The sequence below is a fragment of the Hymenobacter sp. AT01-02 genome, assembly GCF_000961955.2.
Lineage (GTDB): Bacteria > Bacteroidota > Bacteroidia > Cytophagales > Hymenobacteraceae > Hymenobacter > Hymenobacter mucosus.
This window is the reverse complement of sequence record NZ_JZIR02000011.1, coordinates 48,131-71,711: the sequence shown is the minus strand read 5'-3', so window position 1 is coordinate 71,711 and position 23,581 is coordinate 48,131. Positions and strand designations below refer to the sequence as shown.

20 protein-coding genes are annotated in these 23,581 nt (G+C 50.6%); 16 read left to right on the top strand and 4 right to left on the bottom strand.

What is annotated here, in order from left to right; translation table 11 throughout:
- Positions 1–16 precede the first annotated feature (16 nt).
- Together VI25_RS04325 and VI25_RS04320 are read right to left on the bottom strand one after the other, a co-directional pair.
- On the bottom strand, positions 17–2,440 hold the full coding sequence (locus VI25_RS04325) for a TonB-dependent receptor (protein WP_045688362.1): 2,424 nt from the start codon (positions 2,438–2,440) through the stop codon (positions 17–19).
- Positions 2,441–2,599: 159 nt separating this feature from the next.
- A complete protein-coding gene (locus VI25_RS04320; RefSeq protein WP_045688361.1) occupies positions 2,600–2,941 on the bottom strand; it encodes a hypothetical protein in 342 nt (113 codons plus the stop codon).
- A gap of 530 nt (positions 2,942–3,471) precedes the next feature.
- Between VI25_RS04320 and VI25_RS04315 the strand changes: the two genes are divergently transcribed.
- From VI25_RS04315 to VI25_RS04300, 4 genes are all read left to right on the top strand, one after another.
- Positions 3,472–3,951: a hypothetical protein gene (locus VI25_RS04315; protein WP_045688360.1), complete on the top strand. Its 480-nt coding sequence runs from the start codon at positions 3,472–3,474 to the stop codon at positions 3,949–3,951.
- Between the two features lie 152 nt (positions 3,952–4,103).
- Positions 4,104–5,936, top strand: a complete 1,833-nt coding sequence (gene htpG, locus VI25_RS04310) for a molecular chaperone HtpG (protein WP_045688359.1) — start codon at positions 4,104–4,106, stop codon at positions 5,934–5,936.
- Between the two features lie 149 nt (positions 5,937–6,085).
- Complete coding sequence (locus VI25_RS04305; RefSeq protein WP_045688358.1) at positions 6,086–7,537, top strand: hypothetical protein; 1,452 nt, start codon at positions 6,086–6,088, stop codon at positions 7,535–7,537.
- 51 nt (positions 7,538–7,588) lie between these two features.
- Positions 7,589–8,581 carry a toxin-antitoxin system YwqK family antitoxin gene (locus VI25_RS04300; protein WP_052695179.1) on the top strand — a complete coding sequence of 331 codons (993 nt, stop codon included), beginning with the start codon at positions 7,589–7,591 and terminating at the stop codon, positions 8,579–8,581.
- A gap of 47 nt (positions 8,582–8,628) precedes the next feature.
- Here the strand turns inward: VI25_RS04300 and VI25_RS04295 are convergent, their stop codons facing one another.
- Positions 8,629–8,988 (bottom strand): YraN family protein, encoded by a 360-nt coding sequence (locus VI25_RS04295; protein WP_045688357.1) that lies wholly within the window; start codon positions 8,986–8,988, stop codon positions 8,629–8,631.
- Between the two features lie 233 nt (positions 8,989–9,221).
- Between VI25_RS04295 and lipB the strand changes: the two genes are divergently transcribed.
- From lipB to VI25_RS04235, 12 genes are all read left to right on the top strand, one after another.
- Positions 9,222–10,016: a lipoyl(octanoyl) transferase LipB gene (lipB, locus tag VI25_RS04290; RefSeq protein ID WP_082455391.1), complete on the top strand. Its 795-nt coding sequence runs from the start codon at positions 9,222–9,224 to the stop codon at positions 10,014–10,016.
- Between the two features lie 8 nt (positions 10,017–10,024).
- On the top strand, positions 10,025–10,444 hold the full coding sequence (locus VI25_RS04285) for a hypothetical protein (protein ID WP_045688356.1): 420 nt from the start codon (positions 10,025–10,027) through the stop codon (positions 10,442–10,444).
- Positions 10,445–10,504: 60 nt separating this feature from the next.
- The gene (locus VI25_RS04280) at positions 10,505–11,572 is read left to right on the top strand and encodes an MraY family glycosyltransferase (RefSeq protein ID WP_045688355.1); all 1,068 of its coding nucleotides are present in this window, start codon (positions 10,505–10,507) and stop codon (positions 11,570–11,572) included.
- A gap of 24 nt (positions 11,573–11,596) precedes the next feature.
- Complete coding sequence (locus VI25_RS04275) at positions 11,597–12,772, top strand: DUF4271 domain-containing protein (RefSeq protein ID WP_052695178.1); 1,176 nt, start codon at positions 11,597–11,599, stop codon at positions 12,770–12,772.
- Positions 12,773–12,844: 72 nt separating this feature from the next.
- On the top strand, positions 12,845–13,675 hold the full coding sequence (locus tag VI25_RS04270; protein ID WP_045688367.1) for a uroporphyrinogen-III synthase: 831 nt from the start codon (positions 12,845–12,847) through the stop codon (positions 13,673–13,675).
- Positions 13,632–14,810, top strand: coding sequence for a type IX secretion system membrane protein PorP/SprF (locus VI25_RS04265; RefSeq protein ID WP_236704878.1), 1,179 nt, complete (start codon positions 13,632–13,634; stop codon positions 14,808–14,810). Before VI25_RS04270 ends, VI25_RS04265 begins: the two co-directional genes overlap by 44 nt.
- A 239-nt stretch (positions 14,811–15,049) precedes the next feature.
- Entirely contained in the window at positions 15,050–16,069 is a 1,020-nt protein-coding gene (locus tag VI25_RS04260) for an SUMF1/EgtB/PvdO family nonheme iron enzyme (protein WP_089333293.1), read from the top strand.
- 98 nt (positions 16,070–16,167) lie between these two features.
- Positions 16,168–16,983 (top strand): gliding motility protein GldL, encoded by an 816-nt coding sequence (gldL, locus tag VI25_RS04255; RefSeq protein WP_045688353.1) that lies wholly within the window; start codon positions 16,168–16,170, stop codon positions 16,981–16,983.
- A 60-nt stretch (positions 16,984–17,043) separates the two neighbouring features.
- Positions 17,044–18,627 carry a gliding motility protein GldM gene (gene gldM, locus VI25_RS04250; RefSeq protein ID WP_045688352.1) on the top strand — a complete coding sequence of 528 codons (1,584 nt, stop codon included), beginning with the start codon at positions 17,044–17,046 and terminating at the stop codon, positions 18,625–18,627.
- Positions 18,628–18,675: 48 nt separating this feature from the next.
- Complete coding sequence (gldN, locus tag VI25_RS04245) at positions 18,676–19,560, top strand: gliding motility protein GldN (RefSeq protein WP_045688351.1); 885 nt, start codon at positions 18,676–18,678, stop codon at positions 19,558–19,560.
- 248 nt (positions 19,561–19,808) lie between these two features.
- Positions 19,809–20,849 carry a hypothetical protein gene (locus VI25_RS04240; protein ID WP_052695176.1) on the top strand — a complete coding sequence of 347 codons (1,041 nt, stop codon included), beginning with the start codon at positions 19,809–19,811 and terminating at the stop codon, positions 20,847–20,849.
- A 41-nt stretch (positions 20,850–20,890) separates the two neighbouring features.
- Positions 20,891–21,565 (top strand): hypothetical protein, encoded by a 675-nt coding sequence (locus VI25_RS04235; RefSeq protein WP_052695175.1) that lies wholly within the window; start codon positions 20,891–20,893, stop codon positions 21,563–21,565.
- A gap of 81 nt (positions 21,566–21,646) precedes the next feature.
- On the opposite strand, the gene uvrC is transcribed toward VI25_RS04235, so the two are convergent.
- Positions 21,647–23,464 (bottom strand): excinuclease ABC subunit UvrC, encoded by a 1,818-nt coding sequence (uvrC, locus tag VI25_RS04230; RefSeq protein WP_045688350.1) that lies wholly within the window; start codon positions 23,462–23,464, stop codon positions 21,647–21,649.
- Between the last annotated feature and the right edge of the window lie 117 nt (positions 23,465–23,581).

The following is a 23,581-nucleotide window of genomic DNA, read 5'->3' as shown; positions in this document are numbered from 1 at the left end:
AAATCAGGTCAGTGTTTTAGTGGCTGGCCCCGCCAAATTCCAGCGGTATGCGCACGCGCAGTGTCACGTTGCGGCCCATCTCGTCGGCGAAATAGCGGTAGCGGTTTAGGTAGTCGCGGTAGCGTTGGTTAAGAAGGTTGCTACCCGCCACACTCACTTCTAGGGGTAGGCGCCCCCAGTGCACAGTAGCGCCCGTTTCTAGCCCCAGCAAGGCGTAGCCAGCAGGGGGGAGGGCATAGTCCTTGCTGGCATAGTCGGCGGGCACGCGCGTTTGGCGCGCCACGGCGTAGCCCGTTAGGTGCACGTACCGCTGCGTAAGACGTGGGCTTGCTGCCTCTGACGCCTCATAGCGCACCGAAAGCTCTGCGCGGTCGGCGGGCATGTATACTTGCCATTGGTCAGCTTTCGTGTCTCGGCCCCGCACCACGGTGGCCTTGCCCGCTAAAGTCCATTGTGGCGTTAGCCCGTAGGTCGCGCCCAGGTCGAGGCCGCGCAACGTAGCGTTGGTTTGGAAATACTGCCAGCTGATAAGCGTGCCCCGAATGTTGATGACGGGTGGTAGGATAGGCTGCTGGTAGATGAAGCCCTGAATACTGGTCTGATAGACCGTTAGCTCCCCGTTGAAACGCGGATTATCGTGCCAAGTAGCGGTTAGGGCAGTATGGTAGGCCGTTTCGGGGTGTAGTGCTCCGTTGCCCGGCACAAGGTCATAGCCTAGTTCGTACTGCGCATTGTGTACTCCGTCGCTAAACCGCTCATTGACGGCTGGGGCACGCTGGGTGAGGCTCGTGGTGAGACTGAGGCTGAAGTGAGGGGTAGCATCGTAGATTGCACCCAGTGAAGCGGCGGGTGTGAGGTAGGTGAACTGTTGGCGGTCCACGTAGAAGACGCTTACTGAGTCGCGCAGTTCGCGTGCAGCACGGCGGGTGGCGAGGTAGCGGTAGTCGGCCCGTACGCCGGCCTCTACCTGCCACTTCTGCTTCTGCCAGCGCTCTATAGCAAAGGCCCCGCCTACCGTGTTGTTGTAGTAAGGAATAAAGCCTTTGGTGCCGCTGGCGTAGCGGTTTGCTTGGTAGGTGCCCGCCAAGCCTACGCTACCGCTAAAGTGGCCCAAGGGCTTGTGCTCCCACAGCAGTTCGCCGGTAGTTGTGCGATTCGTGTAGCTGAGTGCCGGCCGGTTGCGCGCCGCGCGGTCGTCGTTGCGAGCATCATACAAGTCATATTCATTGCGGTAGTCAACCTGCTGAGCCACCGTAGCCTGTAGGCGCCCTATGCTCCCAGTTTTCACAAACCCCGTTGCTTTCAGCAGATCGTGCCGAACCTGCTGGTATGCCCGGTTGATGTCGTAGTTGAAGGAAGTCGTTTCCAGCGGCCTTTGTCGGGCAATGGCGGCGTACAAGTCGGTAGGGCTTTCGGCATGAGCAGCGGGCAGAATACCCAGCTTCGTGCTGAAACGGCTATAAAAAACCTCGACCCCATATGTGTCCTTGTGCCAGCCTAGCGCCCCTGAGAAGTCGTACTCGGAAAAGCCTGAATTCTTGAGGTAGTAGCCCGGCGCCCGCATAGTACCTGCTCGTTTGGCCGTGCCTTGGGCGCGCCAACTCAGGGCGGGCAGGCGGCGCAGGTTGCCTTCTACCGTACCTGAGGCCGCCCCGAGGCCATTGTTGCTCATGCCCACCAGCTGTAGCTCGCCCCCCGTTCCTACTGAGTCGCGCAAGGGCTTGGGTTCTACCAGTACTACGCCCCCAATAGCATCGGAGCCGTACCGCACGCTGGCCGCGCCTTTCACCACCGTCAGCTGGGAAGCAATGAAAGGGTCGATTTCGGGGCCGTGCTCCTGCCCCCACTGCTGCCCTTCCTGCCGCACCCCATTGTTCAGGATGGTGACGCGGTTGGAGTGCAAGCCGTGGATCATGGGCTTGAAAATGCTGGGCCCCGTTTGAATGGCTGTTACCCCAGAAATCTTTTGCAACGCTTCGCCCAGGGCCTGCCCGCGGGTCTGCTGCAGAGCTTGGCCGCTAAGGGTAGCCGTAGGTTGTGGGCTAGGCGCCGTTACGTGCTGGCCTTGCACTACAGCTCCTTGCAGCACTATTGCATCCGGGTGCAGTTTGAAGTCGCGTACCACTGCCGCTCCTACCTGTAGTACGGCAGTTTCGGAGGCAAAACCCACAAAGGAAACCTGCACGTGGTACGTGCCTGGGCAAAGCTCAAGATGATAATGGCCATCGGCCTCGGTTTGCGTGGCTTGCTGGGTTTCCAGCACCACTACCGTCGCGCCAGCCAGCGACTCCCGACGCTCATGGTCGGAAATGCGGCCGCTTAGCGACAGGGCGCACGATGCAGACTGGGCGTTTGCTGGGGCTGCCCAGCATCCTAGTAGGAGAAGCAGCCACCATGCGCAAACAGCCCGGCCCGGTACGCCCGGAACACGGAAAAGCATAGGAAGACAAAAAGAAGCCAGATACTAGACTGGCTACCGTAGCCTCACACGCTAGTGCGCTGAATGTGAGAAAGCAACCTCTGCGACGAACAACGCAAGAGAATAGCTATGCCAAATCCTTCCGGAAGGCATGAGCCGCTACGGCAAGCCACACGGGTACTAGTGCTGGCTTGGGGGCCCGCGTAAAGCGAGCGTAGGTGCGGGTGCCGTTGCCACTGGTGCCAGCCGAGGCGTTGCAGTAGGGTGGGCATACGCAAGAACTGGAGCGGGCAACAATAGCGGAGCCGGAGTTTGGAAGGCTACGCTGTAAAAGTTGTCCGCATCGCAATGCTGGTGCTTGCTGGATAATAATGCTTTGCCCTTGGACCAGCCTACCTGCTCCGTTGGCTCATCAGTAGTGTGCGTGTGGGCGTGCATGGCCAGAACCCACGTGTCGGGCAGCAGCACCCGCACAAAGCACAGGAGCAGCACAAGGGCCAGACGGGAACGGAGGGTACGCATTTGCAACAACGTAGCAGGTATTGGGCAAATGTATAATAAAATCTGGTTAAGTCTTATGCGTACTCGCTTTCAGTCAGAATCATAAAAGCATAATCATGCGGCAACACCTACCACATATGCACTGTCGTCCTTTGTGGCATCATCAAGCAGTCATAAGATCTTGAAGCCATGAAACATCTCACAAATCGTCTGCTCCGCCGTTTAGCCGCCGTCCTGCGGCCCACACGCCAGTCCGATAACTTGTTCGTATGACCGGTAGCGCTGTGCGGCCCTTTGGCTACCGGCCTAGCCAGTATGGGTATCGACGCTCAATGCCCTCTATTCCCAAGGAAAAGGCCCTAACTGCCTCCTTCCCGCTACCTGTCGTTTCAAAGCAGGAAAAACTAGCGGCGTAAAAGCCTTCAAGCAACAAAATGGCGTGTCTAACGAGGTTCTAGCCGGAACGAACGAATTTCGCCCCCGTGAGTGTATGGGTAATCTAGGTTTGCGGTGCTTACTAGCTAGATGGCTAGCCTATTGTGCACCGCGTTATGATTCACATTCACGATTCTCTCTATTTACAAGTTTCCTCTCCGCTACACTTACTACGCTGGGAGTGGCACGATCTACTTTCCTACGACCGTTTCCGGGCCGCTTTCAAGGAGCTGCTGGTACTATCTAATAATTATCATATCACGAATTGGCTAGCCGACCTGAGCACAATGCCGCTGGTGGGAACTGATGAGCAGGCATGGCTCAGCGACGAGTGGCTTCCCGAATTTGCTCGCCTGTCGATACAGCACTTGGCAATAATTCAGCCGCCTACTATGCACAATCAGCTCGTTATCGAGAGTGTGCTTAGTGACGGCCGCCGTTGCAACAATGCCGACGTGCAATTCTTCTCCGATATTCCATCGGCCCTAGACTGGCTGACTTCTTCCTCTAGTGTGGCTACGCAGCTTGAGCAGGAGTGGCTTGCCAATACGCGGATGATTCGCTCACCGAGTCTTTTGTCGCGCATGTGGATATAAGCCGCCCTATTAAGTAGCTGCCTGCGCTGACAAGCTGACAGCCAATATGGACTTGGAATATGGTTTGAAACGGAAAACAAAGCGAGGCTGGCCGGGCCACCGGCTGGCAGACTGTCTGGTTTTTTGTTTTAACCCCTCTTTTCTACAGCGTTATGCAAGAGAAAGGTAGCATCTCGATTCATACCGAGAATATCTTCCCCATCATCAAGAAGTTCCTGTATTCCGACCACGAAATCTTCCTCCGGGAATTGGTGTCGAATGCCGTGGACGCCACCCAAAAGCTGAAAAGCTTGGCCCAGTTGGGCGAGTTTAAGGGTGAGCTGGGGGACCTGAAAGTAAAGGTGAGCGTGGACAAGGAAGCCCGTACCATCACCATTGCAGACCGTGGCCTAGGCATGACGGGCGAAGAAATCAAGAAGTATATCAACCAGATTGCCTTCTCTGGTGCTTCTGAGTTCGTTGAGAAGTATAAAGAGAAAGATGCCGCTGCCAAAGACCAGATTATCGGTCAGTTTGGCCTGGGCTTCTATTCTGCTTTCATGGTAGCCAAAGAGGTAGAAATCTTCTCTAAGAGCCACAAAGAAGGCACCGAGGCGGCGCACTGGGTATGCGACGGCTCGACCGAGTTTAGCCTAGAAACCACTGAAAAGGCTGAACGTGGTACCGATGTAGTATTGCACGTAGCAGAGGATTCGGACGAGTTTCTAGAAGCTGCCCGCTTGCGGGGTATCCTGAACAAATACTGCAAGTTCCTCCCCATCGAGATTGAGTTTGAGGGTGAGGTAATAAATCAGACGGCTCCCATCTGGACCAAGCAGCCTTCGGAACTGACCGACGAAGACTACACCAAGTTTTACCAGGAGCTGTACCCCTTCTCGGAAGCGCCTCTGTTTTGGATTCACCTCAACGTAGATTATCCCTTCAATCTGACGGGTATTCTCTACTTCCCGAAGGTGAAAGACGAGCTGCAGTTCCAGCGCAACAAGATTCAACTTTACTCGCGTCAGGTGTTCATCACTGATGAAGTGAAGGATGTGGTGCCCGAGTTCCTGATGCTGCTGCACGGCGTTATCGACTCGCCGGACATCCCATTGAACGTGTCGCGTAGCTTCCTGCAAGCTGATGCTGCCGTGAAGAAAATCAACACTTACATCACCAAAAAAGTAGCCGATAAGCTAGCGGAACTGTACCGTAAGGACCGCACTGGCTTTGAGGAGAAGTGGTCGGATATCGGGCTGTTCGTGAAGTATGGCATGCTTTCCGATGAGAAGTTCTACGAGAAAGCCAAGGACTTTGCGTTGGTTCAGAACGTAGCCGGTAAGTTTTTCACCCTGTCGGAGTACCAAGAGTTCGTTCAGGCCAATCAGAAAGACAAGAACGATCAAACCGTAGTGCTTTATACCACCGACTCAGAAGCGCAGCACGCATTTGTGCAAGCTGCCCAGGAGCGGGGCTATGATGTGCTTAAGCTTGATGGCCCGCTAGATGCGCACTTCATTGGTCAGCTAGAGCAGAAGTTAGAGAAGGTGTCGTTCAAGCGCGTAGATGCCGATACCGTTGGTAAGCTCATCGAGAAAGAGGAACAGACCGAGAGCGTACTAAGCGACGACGACAAAACGCGTCTGCAGGACTTGTATAAGCAAGCCATCAGCAACGAGCAGATGCAGGTACAAGTTGAAGCCCTCTCCCCTCAAGATGCTCCCGTCATTATTACGTTGCCAGAATTCATGCGCCGCATGAAGGATATGCAGCGTGCGGGCGGTGGTGGTGGCATGCAGATGTTTGGCTCCTTACCAGATAGCTACACCGTCAGTGTAAATGCTAATCACCCGATAGCACAGCGCATCTTGCAGGCTGAAGGAGAAGCAGGCAATAAGCTAGCACGTCAAGCATTTGATTTGGCTTTGCTAGCCCAAGGCATGTTGAAAGGAGAGGCCTTAACCGCCTTTGTGAAGCGCAGCACTGACTTATTAGCTGCTGAATAGTCTTAGAAAGTCTTAAGAGTTTTAAGCAGTACAAAACCCCTGGCTATTTTGGTAGCTAGGGGTTTTGTTTTTCTAGGCTCCCGGGTTTGGATAGTCTGTAACTTGTGGCGTCGCTACAGCAGACAGCTTTCCTACCACTTTCTTTAAATATGTTCGAGCACTTATCGTATTCTGGAAGCCTACGAAAAACTATTGTCTGGTCTGGTGTAGTGACCTATATCGTGCTGGCAGTGCTAGCAATAGTGTTTTATAAGGAGAGAGTAGCATTTGTAGACTTGTCATTTCACTTGTTTACTATTCTGCAAGAAGATACCCTTACAATTCAGAACTACCGGTTTGGGTCAGCTATAACACAGCTAGTGCCGTTGCTGGGCGGCCGATTAGGGTTGAGCTTACATACTGTTACAATTCTCTATTCATTGGCATTTGTGGGATGGTACGCGTCCGTGTTTGCCTTTTGTGTATGGGGCGCACGTGCTGTGCGCTGGGGAACTGTAGTAGTGCTACTGAGCACTCTAATGGTGACTCACACTTTTTACTGGGCGCAGTCTGAATTGCAGCAAGGACTGGTGTTTATGGTGCTGTTCCTAGCGGTTTACCAACGGTGGCTGGTAGTAAAATGGCCCGGTTGGGGAGTACCAGCCCTGAGCATAGGTTTGTTTACCTTATGCTTTTTTCATCCGACCCTGTTCATTCCCTTTAGCTTCTGCTGTCTATTCTTTGTATTGCGTAATAGGGATAGTTATACTAGTTACTTGTGGTTGTTGGGAGCAATGCTGGCTCTAACATATATCAAAAACAAAGTATTTCATACGCCTTACGATATCGATAATATCAAGCGTACAGATAAGCTATTCAGCTTATTTCCAAACTATTTCAACACGTATGCATTCCAGAGATTTCTTAACTGGCTAGTATACGATTACTATTTGCTCTCACTAGGGCTTATACTGGTAATAGCCCACTATGCTTGGCAAAAGCAGTGGCTAAGAATGGCGTTATCTGGCGGCGCCTTTCTTGCATATGCATTACTAGTTACTGGCTCTTATTCTGAAGGGCAGGAGCCACAGTTTTACATGGAAAATCTGTTGCTGCCCTTGGCCGTATTTGTGGCAGTCCCTTTAGCATTTGATGTATTGCCTAGCCTGCCAGCACGATGGGCAGCAGGTATGGTAGTAATGGTCTTGGCGCTTCGACTGTTGAGCATTGGGTTTGCCCACGTTCCTTACAGTAACCGAGTAGCTTGGGCCCAACGTCTATTGCATCACACCGAGAATCTTCCCAATCGTAAACTGCTGTTACCAGAGCAAGGGGTACCCATGGATACAGTAATGATGACCTGGGCCACACCTTACGAATTTTGGCTTCTCTCCTCTTTAGAAGAACCTCAACAGGCGCGCTCTATCTGCATAAGCTCGAACCCTGACGAGAAGATGCCTTTCTTGAATAAGCCCCAGTCCTTCCTTGCTACCTGGGGCCTATTCGACTATAGTCAACTGCCAGCGCGTTACTTTCCCTTTCCTACAACTGATACTACTAGTTACAAGCGTACTACATATGCCGAGCTAATGCCCTCGGGGGGACCAGTGTACCGCTGGTAGACAGACCGCCATGCCGGCCATGAGCACCAAATCCATCTATCTTTACGTTTGATGCTGCGAACTCTGCCTGCTAAGTTTATGCGCTTGTTTCATCCGCACGTTTTTCTCCTGTCGCTACTCCTGCTACTCGCTGCGGCTTGCTCTAAAAAAACTGTTTCATTTAATAGTAAGCCTGAGTCAGTAGGCGTGAAGCTAAGTGCCGATACCTTGGCTTCCACTCAGGATACTACCAGCTCACCCTCGTTGTCGGCGAAGCGTGCCAGCTTAACTAAAGAGCAGGAGCGTGCTGCCAAGGAGAAAGAAAAGGCTGCTCAACGTCAACCGAACAAGAAGAAAAACATCTTCTTAGGGGAGCGAATTAAGAAGGCCTATGTGAAGTCGGGGGCAAAAGGTAAAAACCAGGTAATAGAAGTCTTTTATTACCTCCGCACCTTCCAGCAGCCCAATCCATTTGCCCCTGCCCGCTACGCCTACGACCCCAAAAAGCGCCGCCTGTTTAAAGCGCCGCCCGGCGAATTAGATCCAAATCAATTTAAGGTCTTGCACGGCCCGTATAAAAAGATGCAGGGTGGAAAGGTGGTAGAGACTGGGTTTTACGCCTTGGGTACGCGCCATTTACGGTGGGAGAAGCTCACGCGCGACAACATATTAGTCAGCAAGACCCATTACGAAATGGGGTTCCCGCGCGACGCGAATGTGACGTACTACGATGCGGGCCAGAAGCAAGTCAAAGAAATAATTCCGTTTGTGAATGGTAAGCTAGAAGGGGAGTATGTGCGCTACAACGAGAACGGCCAGTTAGAGTGGGACGGTCAGTTTGAGAATGGCAAACGCATTGGCACTTGGAACAGGTATTGGGGCTTCCGCAACACTCGCAACCGCCTACGTTACGAGTATGAGTACGGCGAAACAGGGTATGACCCTGAACTAGCGGAGCCTGTTCTGGTAAAGGAATACAACCGGAATGGCGTGCTTATTTATGAGAAGGATAAGCTTGACAAGCGAAACCAGCCTGATACAGCTCGGCCAGGTGCTAGAAAGTAAAGTGGCCTACTAATGCCGTACTAGTTTGAGGTTGCCACCAGGCTTAACTAGTAGAAAGCATCTTTGAAATGCTCAATGTGTAGTCCTTGCTTAGTCGTAATTAGCGCAAGAATATCAAAGCGGATATCACCGGTCCAATTCAGTTCATACTGCACTTGGTCGGCAGCTAGCCGGAAGAGCTGCTGTTTACGAGCAGTAACGAATTCTTCTGGATGCCCAAAGCGAGTAGAAGACCGAGCTTTTACTTCCACAAAAACTAACAGCTGCTCGCTGAGCCGCATAATCAGATCTACTTCAGCCCGTTGGTATCGGTAGTTGCGATGCACAACTGTGTACCCTTGTGCGAGCAGGTAGGCAAGGGCAGCTTCTTCTCCAATGTGGCCAAGAGCGTGCGAGGCAGTAGACATAGATAGAAGGAAAGAGGCTAAAATAAGCTCAGCAGTACACTGTATGAGCGAAGGTGTAACAGCGTCTTGGTGTAGTATGCTTATTGGCGGTGGGTCTAAATCTAGTACCTTTGCGTGCTTTCTGAACAAGAAATAAAAACGGCTAAATTGCTGAATGGCTGAAAGCAGTTGCCAGGCCATTTTGTGAACTATAGGCTGTTTTGTCGGTGGCAGCACCACGCAATATCTGATCCATGGATTTTCTCTCAGCTTGTGCTACGCCTACGCCTGTTACTCATAGCGTTGTTACGCCGGCAGTAACACTGGGCCAAAACCGAAAAATACAAGTTCGGCGTTTAGGGCTTGTACCCTATGAGCCAACGTGGGAGTTGCAAGAGCAATTGTTAGCCAGCACCCTAGCAATTAAAGCAAGCAATAGGGAAGCCCAGGAGGCTGACGCACCTACCCAAGGTACTCCTAACTACTTGTTGCTATGTGAGCATCCCCATGTCTACACCTTGGGTAAAAGTGGTAAGCCAGAGCACCTCTTGCTTGACGAAGCTTCATTAGCAGAGCACGGAGCAACTTTTCACCGCATCAACCGCGGTGGAGATATTACCTACCATGGACCTGGGCAGCTGGTAGGTTATCCTATCTTTGACTTAGATAATTTCTTCACTGACATTCATCGGTACTTGCGCGTACTGGAGGAAGCAGTAATCCATACTTTAGCAGAGTATGGGTTGGTAGCAGGCCGTATTGCCGGCCTCACCGGAGTTTGGCTTGATTTTGAAGAGGGGGCGGCTAATCCGCGAAAAATCTGTGCCATGGGAGTAAAGTGTAGCCGCTGGGTTACAATGCACGGCTTTGCTCTCAATGTTAATACGGACCTGGCTTACTTCTCGCACATCGTGCCCTGTGGCATTGCTGACAAAGCAGTGACTTCACTTCAACAAGAGGTTGGCCATCCAGTAGCATTGAGTGAAGTACAAGAACGTTTGTTGCAGCATCTCACCACACTATTTGGTGCTGAGGTGCAGCCAGAGTAATCATTTTCATGAAAAAAGATATTTCCTTTAATCCCGTTCAAGGCGTATCAATAGCTATTGTACCCGACGATAGTGTTATTACGCAGGAAGGTAAAACTGGCTGGCAGGTATATTTACTGAATACCAATGACTCTGCTCTGCAGAATGTCATCGTCAGTTCAAATGGCTATGGTACCAGTCTTGAAGATGGAGAGCCAGTTCGGACATCTACTCTCCGCCATGTACTTCTAGAGGTAGAGCCACAATCAGCAGTACCTATTGAGCCTATTGATCCAGCGTTGTTCCATCTGAACAATCAGTACTGGGTAAGCTATTATCAGGGCCAGCAAATCTTCGACAAGAAGTTCATTTTCGTGCCCGACTCTATCGTTGCTGATAGTCTATTATATATCCCCCTGCTGGACCGCAAGGGTGTGCTGCACAGTTAGTATTTCTTTTTACCCCCTGTCTCCTTGCCGAGGCATTATTTACCGTTAGCGCCGAACCGCATGAGTCACCTTGCAATTCAGTTGGGCCTGTCCTCACTTTGGGCATTTTTGGTTTCGTTATTCGCGGTGCCATCAATCATTTATATCGCCCACCTGAAAAATATGCTCGATACGCCTAACGTGCGTACTGTACACGAGTCCCTCACACCTCGTCTGGGAGGAGTAGCAGTATTTGCGGGCTTTATGTCGGCTCTTACCATCTTCGCTGACCTGAGCAACGGCATTCAGCAACTTCTAGCCGGTTGCATTGTGCTGTTCTTCGTGGGCCTGAAAGATGATTTGGTCAACATCTCGGTAGCCAAAAAATTCGTGGGCCAGTTGCTGGCTACGGGAGTCGTCATGATCATGGCAGATGTGCGTATCACGAGCTTCCAAGGCATTCTCGGCATCCACGAGTTGCCCATTGGTATTAGCTATGCCTTCACGTTTTTTGCCATTGTAGGTATTACCAATGCCATTAACCTCATTGATGGGCTAGACGGACTAGCTGGTACCATTGTGCTAATTATCGTAAGCACATTTGGTTACTATTTCTATCAGTATGGCGGGCCTAGCTTCCAGAACTATGTCTATGTATCCGTATGCGTGATTGGCGGCATGCTTGGCTTTCTACGGTACAACTTTCACAAGGCTAGCATCTTCATGGGCGATACTGGTTCGCTGGTATGTGGCTTTATTGTCTCTATCCTTGCCATTCAGTTCATTGAGATGGGCTTAAAAGTTGGTCAGCCCTTTGGTGCATCGGCACCATCTGTAGCTGCTGGTATCTTGTTTGTGCCTCTTTTTGATACCCTTCGGGTGTTCATTGTGCGCATGATGGCTGGCCGTTCTCCCTTCTCGCCCGACAAAAACCACGTTCACCATCGGATTCTAGCCATGGGCTTTCAGCAAATCAGCACCGTGTTGCTTCTCGGGCTGTTGAACCTGATTGTAATTCTATTTGTGATCAACTTCTCCCAGTTGGGCAATACCATCCTGATTGCTGGCTTAGTGGCGTTTTCGTTGCTGTTGAGCGTTTTCTTGGGAGTATATCACAGCCGAACTGCCCGCCAGCGCGTGGCATCCTAATTAACGCTCCTAGGGTCTTAAACTGTGCCTATTCGTAGCTTCCTGCGCCGCATTCTGCTGCTGAGCCTGCTACTAACTCAGTCGTTGGCACAAGCCGCCGAGTACCGTCTGTTGCCGCCCGCACCACGTGGCGGCCTTACCTCTGATTGGCTGATTCACGACGAAGTTCAGAATAGGCTCGTTCTGTATCTTCCCGATTATCATGCTCCGGCCCAGGCCTACTACCAGTGGCTGACCATCAGGCCCAAGAAGCCCCTTCGAATTAGCTTTACTGCGCGCCAGAAATTAAGCTTGTTTCTTGATAACCAGCTTGTGTTTACGGCGCCTCGGCCTGCTTTTTACACGGTAGATTTAGCCCAGTTATTACCTGCCAAAGCTATTGCAGGGCCGCATCTGCTGTGCGTATGGCAACCTGAAGCCATTCCTAACCTTGCCTCTTTTACTAATGCTATTACAGTACCAGTAGTAGAGAAGGGTAAGGCCAAAGGAACAGTTGTAGCAGCTCAGCCTCGTTTGCGTGGGCACCAAGGTCAGAATGTATTCTTATGCTTCTTGCTCTTGATTGGGCTAGCGTATGGCGGTTTGCGAGCTACGTATCAACCAGGTTTTGCCCGTATATATCAATTTGAAGGGTTATGGGGGCAAAGCTCTCAGGAGCAAGACTTCTTAATGAAGCCTACTATTACATGGCTCAATATTGTCTTAGTATTACTCTTTTCCTTATCATTTGCTCTACTACTAGTAGCCATTCATACCAATATCCAGAGCATCGTAATTCTGCGGCGATTATTTGATGTGCCTGAATCTGCCATTGTCCTACGGGTACTGTTATATACAGCCCTCGTAGCTGGCTTCGTGCTTGGCAAATACCTGTTCCTGGAGCTTATGGGGTACATCTTTGATGTGACCGACCTAGTGATGGTGCAGTACCGAGAATTTATTCGCACGGTGCTGTTTATGGGGCTGTTTCTTCCACTGGTCATGTTCCTATACCTAGGACTCAATCAGCGCCTTCCTGAAACGGTATTATGGGTATCCAACGGTGTGGTTTCCTTGCTGTTGGTGGGTACTGTGCTACGGGTCGCGCGTACGCTGCACCGTAAGGGGTCGCTACTGAATCTACATTTGTTTTCGTACCTTTGCGCCACAGAAGTGATTCCCTTGGTCATTCTGTTGAAGCTGATTGTTTTTACTTATTGATTCCTACTACCAGCTTTAGAGCTGGTGTTCTGCACTGCTCCTATTGCCCTAGCCTTACCATTTTTCTACCCTATGGCCGAGAGTAACGACAAACCGGGGACGGGCCGTCACGCCAAGCGCATCTCCAGCATTCTTGTCACCCAGCCGAAGCCCACCAATGACGTATCTCCTTATTTCGCCATTGCCGAGAAATACGGCATCAAGGTTGACTTTCGGGAGTTCATTGATGTGCAGCCGGTTTCCTACAAGGATTTTCGTAAAGAGAAAGTAAATATTCTCGAGCACACTGCCGTCATCTTTACTAGCCGCAATGCAGTAGACCATTTCTTCCGCATTTGCCAAGAAGCGAAGATTGAGATGCCTGCAGAAATGAAGTATTTCTGTATCTCTGAGCAGACGGCTAACTACCTGCAGAAATACATTGTGCTACGTAAGCGTAAGCTATTCGTGGGTCAGCGGACAGCAGTAGACCTGTTCGAGGTGATAAAAAAGCACAAAAGCGAAAAGTTCTTGTATCCGTGCTCTGACATTCGGAAGGATGATATTCCCGAGTACATGCGAGCAAACGGCTTTAAGTTTACGGAAGCTGTTATTTACCGTACCGTTGCTAGTGACCTGTCAGACCTCTCCGATGTGAAGTATGATTGCATCGCTTTCTTCAGCCCCTCAGGTATTAGCTCGCTTTTCATCAATTTTCCTGATTTTGAGCAAAACAATACTCGTATTGCTGCTTTCGGACCGACTACAGCAAAGGCTGTTCGGGATGCAGGGCTAGAGTTAGATATTGAAGCGCCCCACCCAAACGCTCCCTCTATGACAGGAGCTATTGAAGCTTATATCCGACACCATCACGGGACGGATGCTGGCAAAGAAAAAACCAAGAACGGTAAGCAAAGCGCCTGATTCTAAACGCGGTGAAGTCGGTAAAAGGGCTTCACCGCGCGTTTTTACGCTGAGGTTTGTTGCAGCCCGTTTTTTAGCTACATTTGAAAAGACCATGTTTCTCAAATGTGCGCCTGTAACTGACCCAAAGTCAGCCGCTTCTATGAATAAAATATTACTTTCTACTCTGCTGTTGTCGGCGGTAGCAGGATCTGCTATGGCCCAACAGCAGCCCCAGTTTAGTCATTATGGCTTCAATGGGATGTATCTAAACCCTGCTTATGCCGGCATCAAGGGCCAAGGGGAAATTACAGCTATAGGTCGTTCTCAGTACTATGGCTATGATGGCACATTCGATAGTGGCGGCTCTCCTCAAACCCTGTCCTTAACAGCTTCTCTACCTGTTGCCGCTATTGGAGGAGGCCTCGGCATCGGTGTATATCGCGACAAGATTGCTCAATTGGGCACCACGAATGCCCAGCTTTCTTACTCAAAGCATTTCAAGGTGGGGGAGGGGCGCCTAGGTATCGGCGTCCAGGGTGTGCTGAATAATATTCACCAGGGTACTTATCGTGCTAATGATGAGGACGACGTTAAAGTACCACGAGAAGGGTCTGATCAAAAGTTTGACGTAGGGGCTGGAGCGTGGTATGAATCAGATCAATTATATGTTGGTCTAAGTGTGAATAATCTCCTGCGCTCTTCGTATAAGTTCAATAGCCAGGTAGCCGGAGGAAGGACAGCAGAGTATATCAATGAAAATCACGCCTATCTGACGGCTGGTTACAATATCGAAGCTTCTTCTTCCGTTGTCATAACACCTACCGTGCTGGTGAAAATGGTGATGCCTGGAAAGTTTGGGGACAGCAATAAGTTTACGTTCAAAAACAACTCCTACGAGCTTGGCGCACGTGCTACATTCAACGACCGTTTTTGGGGTGGCATTGGTTATCGCTACGACGAGTCGTTCACTGGCATGGCTGGCCTGAGTTTTGCTAAGGATAACGCAATGCGCGTGGGATTGGCTTATGACTTAGTTGCATTTAACCAAGATGCACGCGCACTCAGCTCGTTCGAGTTGATGCTCTCCTATCGCCTACCCAAACCGGGTATGGCCGTACGCCCGGCAATTCGCACTCCACGTTACAGCTTCTAGTAATTAGAGGCTTTAAGTGAGCTAATCCGGCATTCTGATACTGTGTTGAATGCGAATTACAGATTGCACGTACTAACTCGTTGCTTTCCATCGTTTAACTAACCCTACAGCTGGTTCGTAGACAATCGGAAAGCATTGAGCGATAGGCTTGCGTACGAACGTTCGAATAGCTAGATTTGCAGACTCATAGAATTGTAATCTAAGGGTATCGCCGCCTGAACAGTCTTTTTCTTCCTCACATGAACAAGTTTCTCTATTTGCCTCTCGTTGCGTTTTCTACGCTCTTGCTGGGAGGCTGTGGTTTCGGCAAAGGACCGCAAGGCGACCTGGTCGGGGCAGAAGATCGTCCTGAGTTTAATCCTCAGGAGGTCCCCTTCGGCATGGTGCCTTGCCCTGGCGGCACTTTCCACATGGGCCAGACTGACCAAGATATCTCAGCCTCCATGGTCAACATGAACAAGCAGGTTACCATCGCCGGCTTCTACATGGACGAAACAGAAATCACCAACAATGAATACCGTCAATTCATGAATGCCATTCGGCAGGATTCTATTGATGTGTTAGGTGAAGAATACGTAATGACAGAGCTCTACCCTGATACTACCGTTTGGGTACGCGACTTCACTTACCACATGGGGGATCCTCTCATGGAGTACTATTATACCCACCCGGCTTTCGATGATTATCCGGTAGTAGGAGTGGATTGGTTTGCGGCTAAGTATTTCTGCAACTGGCGCACCAAGAACAAAAATGCTGCTAACGAAGAAGCTGGTTTAGCGCCAACACCAAACTTCCGTCTGCCTTCCGAAGCTGAATGGGAGTATGCCGCTCGTGGTGGCCGTGACTTAGCTACGTACCCCTGGGGTGGCCCCTACCTGCGTAATTCGAAGGGCTGCATGCTGGCCAACTTTAAGCCCGGCCGTGGTGATTACGCTTCGGATGGCTATGCTTACACTTCTCCAGTAGGTGCCTTCTTCCCGAACGATTTCGGTCTGTATGACATGTCAGGCAACGTATCGGAATGGTGCGACGATGCTTACATGGAAGCTTCCGTGCCAGTAGTATGGGATATGAACCCGACTAACCCCGACGACAACGAGCCCCGCAAAGTAGTGCGTGGTGGTTCTTGGAAGGACATTGCGTACTTCCTGGAAACCGGCACCCGCAACTTTGAATATCAGGACTCAGCCCGCTCCTACATTGGTTTCCGCACTGCCATGATTCAAATTGGCATGGGCACCAATAGCAGCCTGAACTAAGCCTACGCCTACTGCACTGATTATTTCTAATTCCCCAATCTGCGTTTCTTTTTCGCTTTTCATTAATCAAAACCTCTTCTTTTCAACAATCAAATCACATGGCAGCAAAAGGCGGTAATTTTTTCTTCGACAAAGTGATGCCAATGATTTATGGCATCGGTGCTGCAGTCGTAATTGTCGGAGCACTATTTAAAATTCAGCACTGGAAGGGGGCTGACATTATGTTGATCGTTGGTTTGGGGACTGAGGCTCTAATCTTCTTGTTCAGCGCATTTCAGCCCACGGAGAAATCCCCTGATTGGTCGCTGGTATATCCGGAATTAAGCGAAGGCTATGACCCCTCGACTGGCAGCTCCAGCTTCCGTAACAATGCTATTGACAATGGCGGCACGGGCTTGACCCGTAAGCTGGACGATATGCTGAAGGATGCTAACGTAACCCCAGAAGCAATTAGCTCCTTGGGCCAGGGCTTGAACCGTTTGAGCGCTACTACTCAGCAGCTATCTACGCTTGGTGATGCTACAAGCGCTACTGATGAGTACACCACGAAGGTTCGTTCGGCCGCTCAGTCGCTTGAGCGCATCAACGAAGCCTACGCTAACACCGCTCAGGCTATGACGGCTATGGCTGATGCCACGTCTGACGCAAAAGAATATCACCTGCAGGTGCAAAACGTGACCAAAAACTTGGGCGCTCTGAATGCAGTGTATGAGATGGAACTTCAGGATGCCAACACGCACTTGAAGTCTATGAATAAGTTCTATGGCACGCTGTCGCAGGCAATGGAAAACCTAACAGAAGCCGGTAAGGAGACTGAGCAGTTCAAGCAGGAAGTAACTAGCCTGACCACGAACTTGAGCTCGCTCAACCGTGTGTATGGTAACATGCTGAACGCTATGCGTGCTACTAGCTAATCTGCTAGTTATCCTAACGATTCAGAATCAGTTCCACCCCAGTATAGATAGGTAGACACGATGGCGGGAGGTAAAGAGACTCCGCGGCAGAAGATGATCGGGATGATGTACTTGGTACTCACCGCTCTTCTGGCCCTTCAAGTAAACTCAGCAATTCTGCTAAAATTTAAATTCCTGGACGACAGCTTGCTCGGTATCAACGATAAGACGTCGGTATCGAACGATAACACAGTTAAAAGCATACAGTCCAAAGTAGAGCAAGCTCACAACCAAAAAGGCGACTTAGCCGTCCTGGAGCAGAGCAATGCAATCCGGACGCGCACTAAGCAGATGATTGATTATCTGCGCGGAGTACGTGACCGACTCGTAACTGCCACTGAGAACACTAAAGGCAAGAACGAGTACAAGAACATGAGCGCTGAAGACAAAGTGGCTATTACCATGATCGGTGGTAAAAAGGACGGCGCTGCTTACGAAATGAAGGACAAGCTCAATGAGTATTCTTCGTTCATTAAGCAATACGTACCGAATGCTGCTCCGTTGGCTTTAGATGCTAAAGAAGATCCAATGGTGACAGAGCCGGAGCAGAAGAGCAAGAACTTTGCTGAAATCAACTTCGAGAATACTCCCTTGGTAGCTGCGTTGGCAGTGCTTTCGCAAAAAGAGGCTGAGGTACTGAAGTACGAATCTGATGCTCTGGGTGTATTGGCCTCTAAAGTTGGTGCTAAGAATATCATCTTCGATAAGATTGGTGCTTTCGCCAGTGCTGAATCAAATACGGTAGCTGCTGGTACTAAGTACAAAGCGGAGTTGTTTTTGACTGCTTCAGCTTCTGGTTTGAACCCTTCGATGACTCTGAATGGCTCACCTCTGTCAGTAGGCCCCGATGGCAAAGGCAAGGTAGAATTCACTGCTCGTCCAGGTTCATTTGACCAAGCTGGTAATGCTAAGGCTCAATGGACCGGCACGATCCGCTTCAAGCAAGGTGGCCGCGATACGACTTTTAAAGTAACGGTGCCTTATACAGTCACTAAGCCAGTGATGCAGATCCAATCTGCCTCGGTGCAAGCTTTGTACTTCCGTTGCGGTAACAAGTTGAGCGTACAGGTACCTGCGTTGGGTGCACAGTATGAGCCCAGCTTCTCGGCCTCCGGTGCCTCTACTATCAAAGGTTCGGCTAAGGGCGAGGTAACGCTAGTGCCAAACTCGAAAGAGGTGACCCTAAGCGTAAGCAGTGGTGGTAACCCCATCGGTTCGCAAACTTTCCAAGTTCGTCCGATTCCTAAGCCAGAGATTAAATGCATCGTAGGTGGTCGTGAGGCTAATGAAAAGCAAGGAACTCCAGTTACAGCTGTGCGCAACATGCAGTTGCGTGCTGTAGCAGACGCTGGTTTTTCGACCTTCCTGCCTGATGATGCTCGTTTCCGCGTTGCTCGCTACGAGGTTATTTTGGTGCGTGGCAAACGCCCAGCAATGGCTCCTATTACTGTAAACGGTCCAACTGTTGATCTGAGCAGCATCGTAAACTCAGCCCGTGAAGGTGACCGTCTGTACATTGAAGTGAAGCAGGTACAGCGTCAAAACTTCCAGGGTAACGTTGAAGAGGTGAACGTGTCGAAGACGTTCAATATTCCGCTGATATAATACGTTACTCTTCTGAACTAACCGCCGCGCTTTTTTGATTACTTCGGTATGAACAAATTCCTCTCCTTCGCCGCTCTGACGGCCGGCCTGATGCTGTCGGTGGCAGCCTCGGCTCAGGAACAAGCTACCACCGCGAGCAGCAACGGCTCGTACCGCCCGATTCCTAATTCGGATATCATGTTCCGGAAGACGATTTGGCGCGCGATTGATCTACGCGAGAAGCAGAACAAGCCAATGTTCGCGGAGCAGAGAGAAATCAGCCGTGTAATTATCGAAGCGGTGAAGCGTGGAGAGTTGCAAGCATACAAAAACGATTCGTTGACTTCGACCTTCTCTTCGAAGGAAGTGATGTCGAATATGTCGTATGCTGAAGCCAGCGCAGGCCTTAGTGACGAAGAACGTGCGGCTGGTTTCTCGGAGGACACGGGCGATGATTGGGGTACACCAGCTCCTCGTAATCGTAACGGTCGTTCGGCTGCTGCCCCGCGCCAGCCTGCTGCTCCTGTAGCTAACGAGTATCGCTATAAGGACCTCTACCAGATGGAAATGAAGGAGGATATGATCTTTGACAAAAAACGGTCACGGATGTATCATGATATCAAAGCCATCACGCTATTGGTTCCTTCTACACTGTCTGCTAACACCTCCGGTATCGAGAAGGTAATTGGCACGTTTAAGTACAGTGACCTAGTGAAGGTGTTCCGCAACAATCCGGACAAGGCCATTTGGTTTAATCCGCAGAATGATGCCCAACACAAGAACTTGGCAGATGCTTTCGAATTGTGGTTGTTCAACTCGTACATCGTGAAGGTTTCCAACCCGAATGATTCGCGTCTCGACGAAATCTATGGTGGTCAGCAGCAGGGTATTCTTGCTTCGCAGCAGGCAGCCGCTGATCTTATCGAGTACGAATACAACCTGTGGAGCTTCTAAGCGGTAGTACCGTTTAATTACCTTGCAAAAAAGGCCTTGTCATAACGACAAGGCCTTTTTTGTCTTATATCTTGCCATCTCGTACATCAACGGGCCACAATAATATTGTGGTGTTAGTATGCTTGAAAAGAGAGTTTGTAGACCTTTGGCAAGGTGCCAAGTAGATATCGTTTCATAGCTTAGGTGGTAGCTTACCATCTAGCTGGCATAGTAGGCTGATTACAACTTCACGAACCTTTGTTTATTCCATGGACGCACAAGACAAGAAACAGCTAGCTTCGGCCGACAAAGTAGCTCCTGCAACACTGCAGTTAGGCAAGTACCAAAGTGCCATCAACGCCAAACTTCAGGAATTTGATGCAAGAGACTTTACGAAAGGCTTTTGGCAGAAAGAAGCTTCGCTGTGGGTGCAAGATGAGGCCGCGCAGCAAAGCGTACGTAGCTTTATGGGGTGGTTGCGAGTAGCTGAAACGATGGTGGCCGCTGTGCCTGAAATCGAACAGTTCGCGCAGGAAGTAAATGCGGCGGGGTTCAAGCACGTAGTCGTGATGGGCATGGGTGGTAGCACCATGGCTCCCATCGTATTTGAAAAGTCATTCCCGCAGGGTGAAGGTGGGCTTCCCATGTCCATTCTTGACACGACTAATCCTGGTACCGTACGTGAGATTGAGGAGTCGGTGCCTTTGACAGAGACGCTCTTCATTGTGGCCAGCAAATCAGGAACTACGGCTGAGCCACTAGCTTTCGGTGACTATTTCTACCACCGCTTACAAGAGCTAAAGGGTGACAAAGCTGGGGAGAACTTCGTGGCAATAACTGACCCAGGTTCTAAGTTTGTTACCGCAGCTACCGAGCAAGGATACCGCCGTATTTTCCTCAACTTTGCTGAAGTAGGTGGTCGTTTTTCGGCGCTATCGTACTTTGGGTTAGTGCCTGCTGCCTTATACGGAATCAACATTCGGGAGCTACTAGATCGTGCTGTTGAAATGATGCGTGCGTGCGGTGCCTACGGACCAGTTAATTATAATCCTGGTTTGGAGTTGGGTGTTGCACTGGGCGTATTAGCTCAGGAAGGCCGAGACAAGCTAACCTTGGTAGTACCGCAGTCGTTGAGTGACCTGGGCTTATGGCTAGAGCAGCTTATTGCGGAAAGTACAGGTAAAGAAGGAAAAGGCATTTTGCCAGTAGCCGGTGAGCCGCTAGGTGCACCGGCAGTATATGGCCAAGACCGAGTGTTCGTGTATGTTGGCTACCAAGCAAGCCTGACGAGGCCAACCAGCAAAAGCTAGGAGCATTAGAGCAAGCTGGGCACCCAGTAATTACCATTCTGATGGCTGACCCGCTAGATCTTGGCCAAGAGTTCTTCCGGTGGGAAGTAGCAACGGCCGTAGCTAGTGCTGTAATGCAAATCAACCCCTTCGACCAGCCGAACGTGCAAGCCGCCAAGACAGCTACCGATAGCCTGATGAAGGTGGTAGAAAAAGAAGGCAAGCTACCTCAGACGGAAGAGCCCAAAGTAACGGAAGATGGTGTATCGTATTACACTGCCGTTCAAGCTAATACGGCTGCTGACTTAGTGCGTGCATTCTTCGCGCAGGCCAAACCCGGTGACTTCCTCAATATCCAAGCGTACTTAACGGAATCGCCTGAGTTAAATGAAGATTTACAGCGGCTGCGTCAGCAGGTTGTAGATCAACTACACATTGCTACTACCTCTGGGTACGGGCCGCGCTTCTTGCATTCCACTGGTCAGTACCATAAAGGCGGTCCTAACACGGGCTTGTTCGTACAGTTCACCGTAGACCATCCGCAGGACATTCAGTTGCCCGGTCGTTCTTACTCGTTTGGTACTTTCCAAAATGCGCAGGCTGCCGGCGACTTGCAGGCACTGCATGACTACAGCCGCCGTACGTTGCGTATTCATCTCGGCGACAATGCCGAGCAAGGCATGCGTACCGTGCTTGCTCGCTTGCAAGGAGCCCCTCTAGTTGGTGCCCAGGCATAATGCCGAAACCGCCACTGCCTGCTAGAGTTAGCTGACAGTGGCGGTTAGTGCGCTACAAGAAGCTGGCCCGGATTGTCCGGACTACTGCACTGCGGGTGAGTCCTGCTCGGCAAAGTAGTCTAGGAGAATCCGGGCTTTTGCTTTGCCTACCTCTGCTATCAGTTCGGCTTCGGTCAGCTCCTTGATTTTCTTGACCGACTTGAACTTGGTTAAAAGCTTATCGGCCGTAATAGGACCGAGGCCTTTGACATCGGTTAGTTCCGTTTTAAGAGTAGCAGCATCGCGGCGGCTGCGGTGGAAGGTAATGCCGAAGCGGTGGGCTTCGTCCCGCATGCGCTGAATAAGGCGGAGGGTTTCGCTCTTCTTGTCGATGTAGAGCGGTAAGGGGTCATTGGGAACGTAAATTTCCTCTAAGCGCTTGGCGATACCAATGATGGGAATTTGCCCCCAGAGCCCAAGGTCCTTTAGTGCCTTAACTCCCATGCCAAGCTGGCCTTTGCCCCCGTCTACAATAATCAGCTGGGGCAAGCTGGCACCTTCATCCAACAAACGGCGGTAGCGCCGCGTCACAATTTCGTACATAGAGTCGAAGTCGTTGGGGCCTACTACGGTTTTGATGTGAAAGTGCCGGTAGTCCTTCTTACTCGCCTTCGCATTCCGGAAGCATACCATGGCAGCCACTGGATTGTCGCCTTGGAAGTTGGAGTTATCGAAACACTCGATGTGTTTGGGTAGCTCCGTCAGGTGCAAGTCCTTCTTCATGGTTTCCATGATGCGAACTTCATTCAGGTCTTTGCTCCGGTCGTTCATGCTTTCCTTCTCCTTGCGGAGGTAAAGCACGTTCTTGATGCTAAGCTCCATTAGCTTGCGTTTGTCGCCGATCTGCGGTTGGCTGACGGTTACGCCCGGTAGAGGCAAGGCAGGTATTGCCACGTTGGTCAAAACTTCTTTTGACTGGCTCTCGAATTCCTCACGCATCTGCATGATCAAGGGCGCTAATATTTCATCGTCTGGCTCATCCAGCTTCTTCTGCACCTCCACCGATTGCGTCATGATAATGCTACCATTCATCACCTTGAGGTAGTTGATGAAAGCCGATTTCTCGTTCGAGGCGATGCTGAACACGTCAATGTTCGTGAGGTTCGCATTGACAATAGTGCTCTTGGCCTGAAACTCATCCAGTTTGTCTAGCTTCTGCTTAAGTTGATGCGCTAGCTCGTACTGTTGCTCTTGAGCTGCCTGCATCATCTTCTCGCGGAAGTATTGCTTGGGCAAACGTAGGTCGCCGTTTAGGATCTGCCGGATCTGCTGGATGTACTGGTTATACGTTTCTTCATCTTGCAGGGCCTCGCAGGGCCCCTTGCAGTTGCCGAGGTGATACTCTAAACACACTTTAAACTTTCCTGCCTCCACATTTTGCGGCGAAAGGTTGTAGGTACACGTCCGCAAAGGGTACAACGCCCGGATCAGCTCCAGTATCAGGTTCATACCCGTCACGTTGGCGTAAGGGCCGTAGTAGCGACCATCGCCCGGCTTTTTGTTCCGGGTTGGAATGAGGCGTGGAAACCGCTCGTTGGTCAGCAGCAAATAAGGGTACGTCTTGCCATCCTTCAGTAAGATATTGTACTTAGGCTGAAGCTGCTTGATTAGGTTGTTTTCCAGCAAAAAGGCATCAGACTCCGAGTCAACAATAGTAAACTCAATTCGTCGGATGTTCTTGACCAGCTGTTGCGTTTTCTTGTTGTGGTCCTGTTTCGTGAAGTAGCTACTTACACGTTTGCGCAAATCGATGGCTTTGCCCACGTAAATGATAGTGTCCTCGGCATCGAAGTACTTGTAAATGCCCGGCCGGTGGGGAAGCTGACGAATTTGGTCTTGTAAATGAGCTTGAGCAGCCATAGAGCGGAAGGTTAAACGGCGCGGGAAGGAGGATACCCGCAGGAGTACGCATAGAAATTACACCAGGGTTCGGTGGTAAGTGTACATGCGGCCTTCTATAACAAAAAACGTGGCCAG

Coding starts and splice junctions, on each gene's coding strand:
- VI25_RS04325 (WP_045688362.1), bottom strand. CDS start 2,440: ATGCTTTTCCGTGTTCCGGGCGTACCGGGCCGGGCTGTTTGCGCATGG.
- VI25_RS04320 (WP_045688361.1), bottom strand. CDS start 2,941: ATGCGTACCCTCCGTTCCCGTCTGGCCCTTGTGCTGCTCCTGTGCTTT.
- VI25_RS04315 (WP_045688360.1), top strand. CDS start 3,472: ATGATTCACATTCACGATTCTCTCTATTTACAAGTTTCCTCTCCGCTA.
- htpG (WP_045688359.1), top strand. CDS start 4,104: ATGCAAGAGAAAGGTAGCATCTCGATTCATACCGAGAATATCTTCCCC.
- VI25_RS04305 (WP_045688358.1), top strand. CDS start 6,086: ATGTTCGAGCACTTATCGTATTCTGGAAGCCTACGAAAAACTATTGTC.
- VI25_RS04300 (WP_052695179.1), top strand. CDS start 7,589: ATGCTGCGAACTCTGCCTGCTAAGTTTATGCGCTTGTTTCATCCGCAC.
- VI25_RS04295 (WP_045688357.1), bottom strand. CDS start 8,988: ATGTCTACTGCCTCGCACGCTCTTGGCCACATTGGAGAAGAAGCTGCC.
- lipB (WP_082455391.1), top strand. CDS start 9,222: ATGGATTTTCTCTCAGCTTGTGCTACGCCTACGCCTGTTACTCATAGC.
- VI25_RS04285 (WP_045688356.1), top strand. CDS start 10,025: ATGAAAAAAGATATTTCCTTTAATCCCGTTCAAGGCGTATCAATAGCT.
- VI25_RS04280 (WP_045688355.1), top strand. CDS start 10,505: ATGAGTCACCTTGCAATTCAGTTGGGCCTGTCCTCACTTTGGGCATTT.
- VI25_RS04270 (WP_045688367.1), top strand. CDS start 12,845: ATGGCCGAGAGTAACGACAAACCGGGGACGGGCCGTCACGCCAAGCGC.
- VI25_RS04265 (WP_236704878.1), top strand. CDS start 13,632: ATGCTGGCAAAGAAAAAACCAAGAACGGTAAGCAAAGCGCCTGATTCT.
- VI25_RS04260 (WP_089333293.1), top strand. CDS start 15,050: ATGAACAAGTTTCTCTATTTGCCTCTCGTTGCGTTTTCTACGCTCTTG.
- gldL (WP_045688353.1), top strand. CDS start 16,168: ATGGCAGCAAAAGGCGGTAATTTTTTCTTCGACAAAGTGATGCCAATG.
- gldM (WP_045688352.1), top strand. CDS start 17,044: ATGGCGGGAGGTAAAGAGACTCCGCGGCAGAAGATGATCGGGATGATG.
- gldN (WP_045688351.1), top strand. CDS start 18,676: ATGAACAAATTCCTCTCCTTCGCCGCTCTGACGGCCGGCCTGATGCTG.
- VI25_RS04240 (WP_052695176.1), top strand. CDS start 19,809: ATGGACGCACAAGACAAGAAACAGCTAGCTTCGGCCGACAAAGTAGCT.
- VI25_RS04235 (WP_052695175.1), top strand. CDS start 20,891: ATGGCTGACCCGCTAGATCTTGGCCAAGAGTTCTTCCGGTGGGAAGTA.
- uvrC (WP_045688350.1), bottom strand. CDS start 23,464: ATGGCTGCTCAAGCTCATTTACAAGACCAAATTCGTCAGCTTCCCCAC.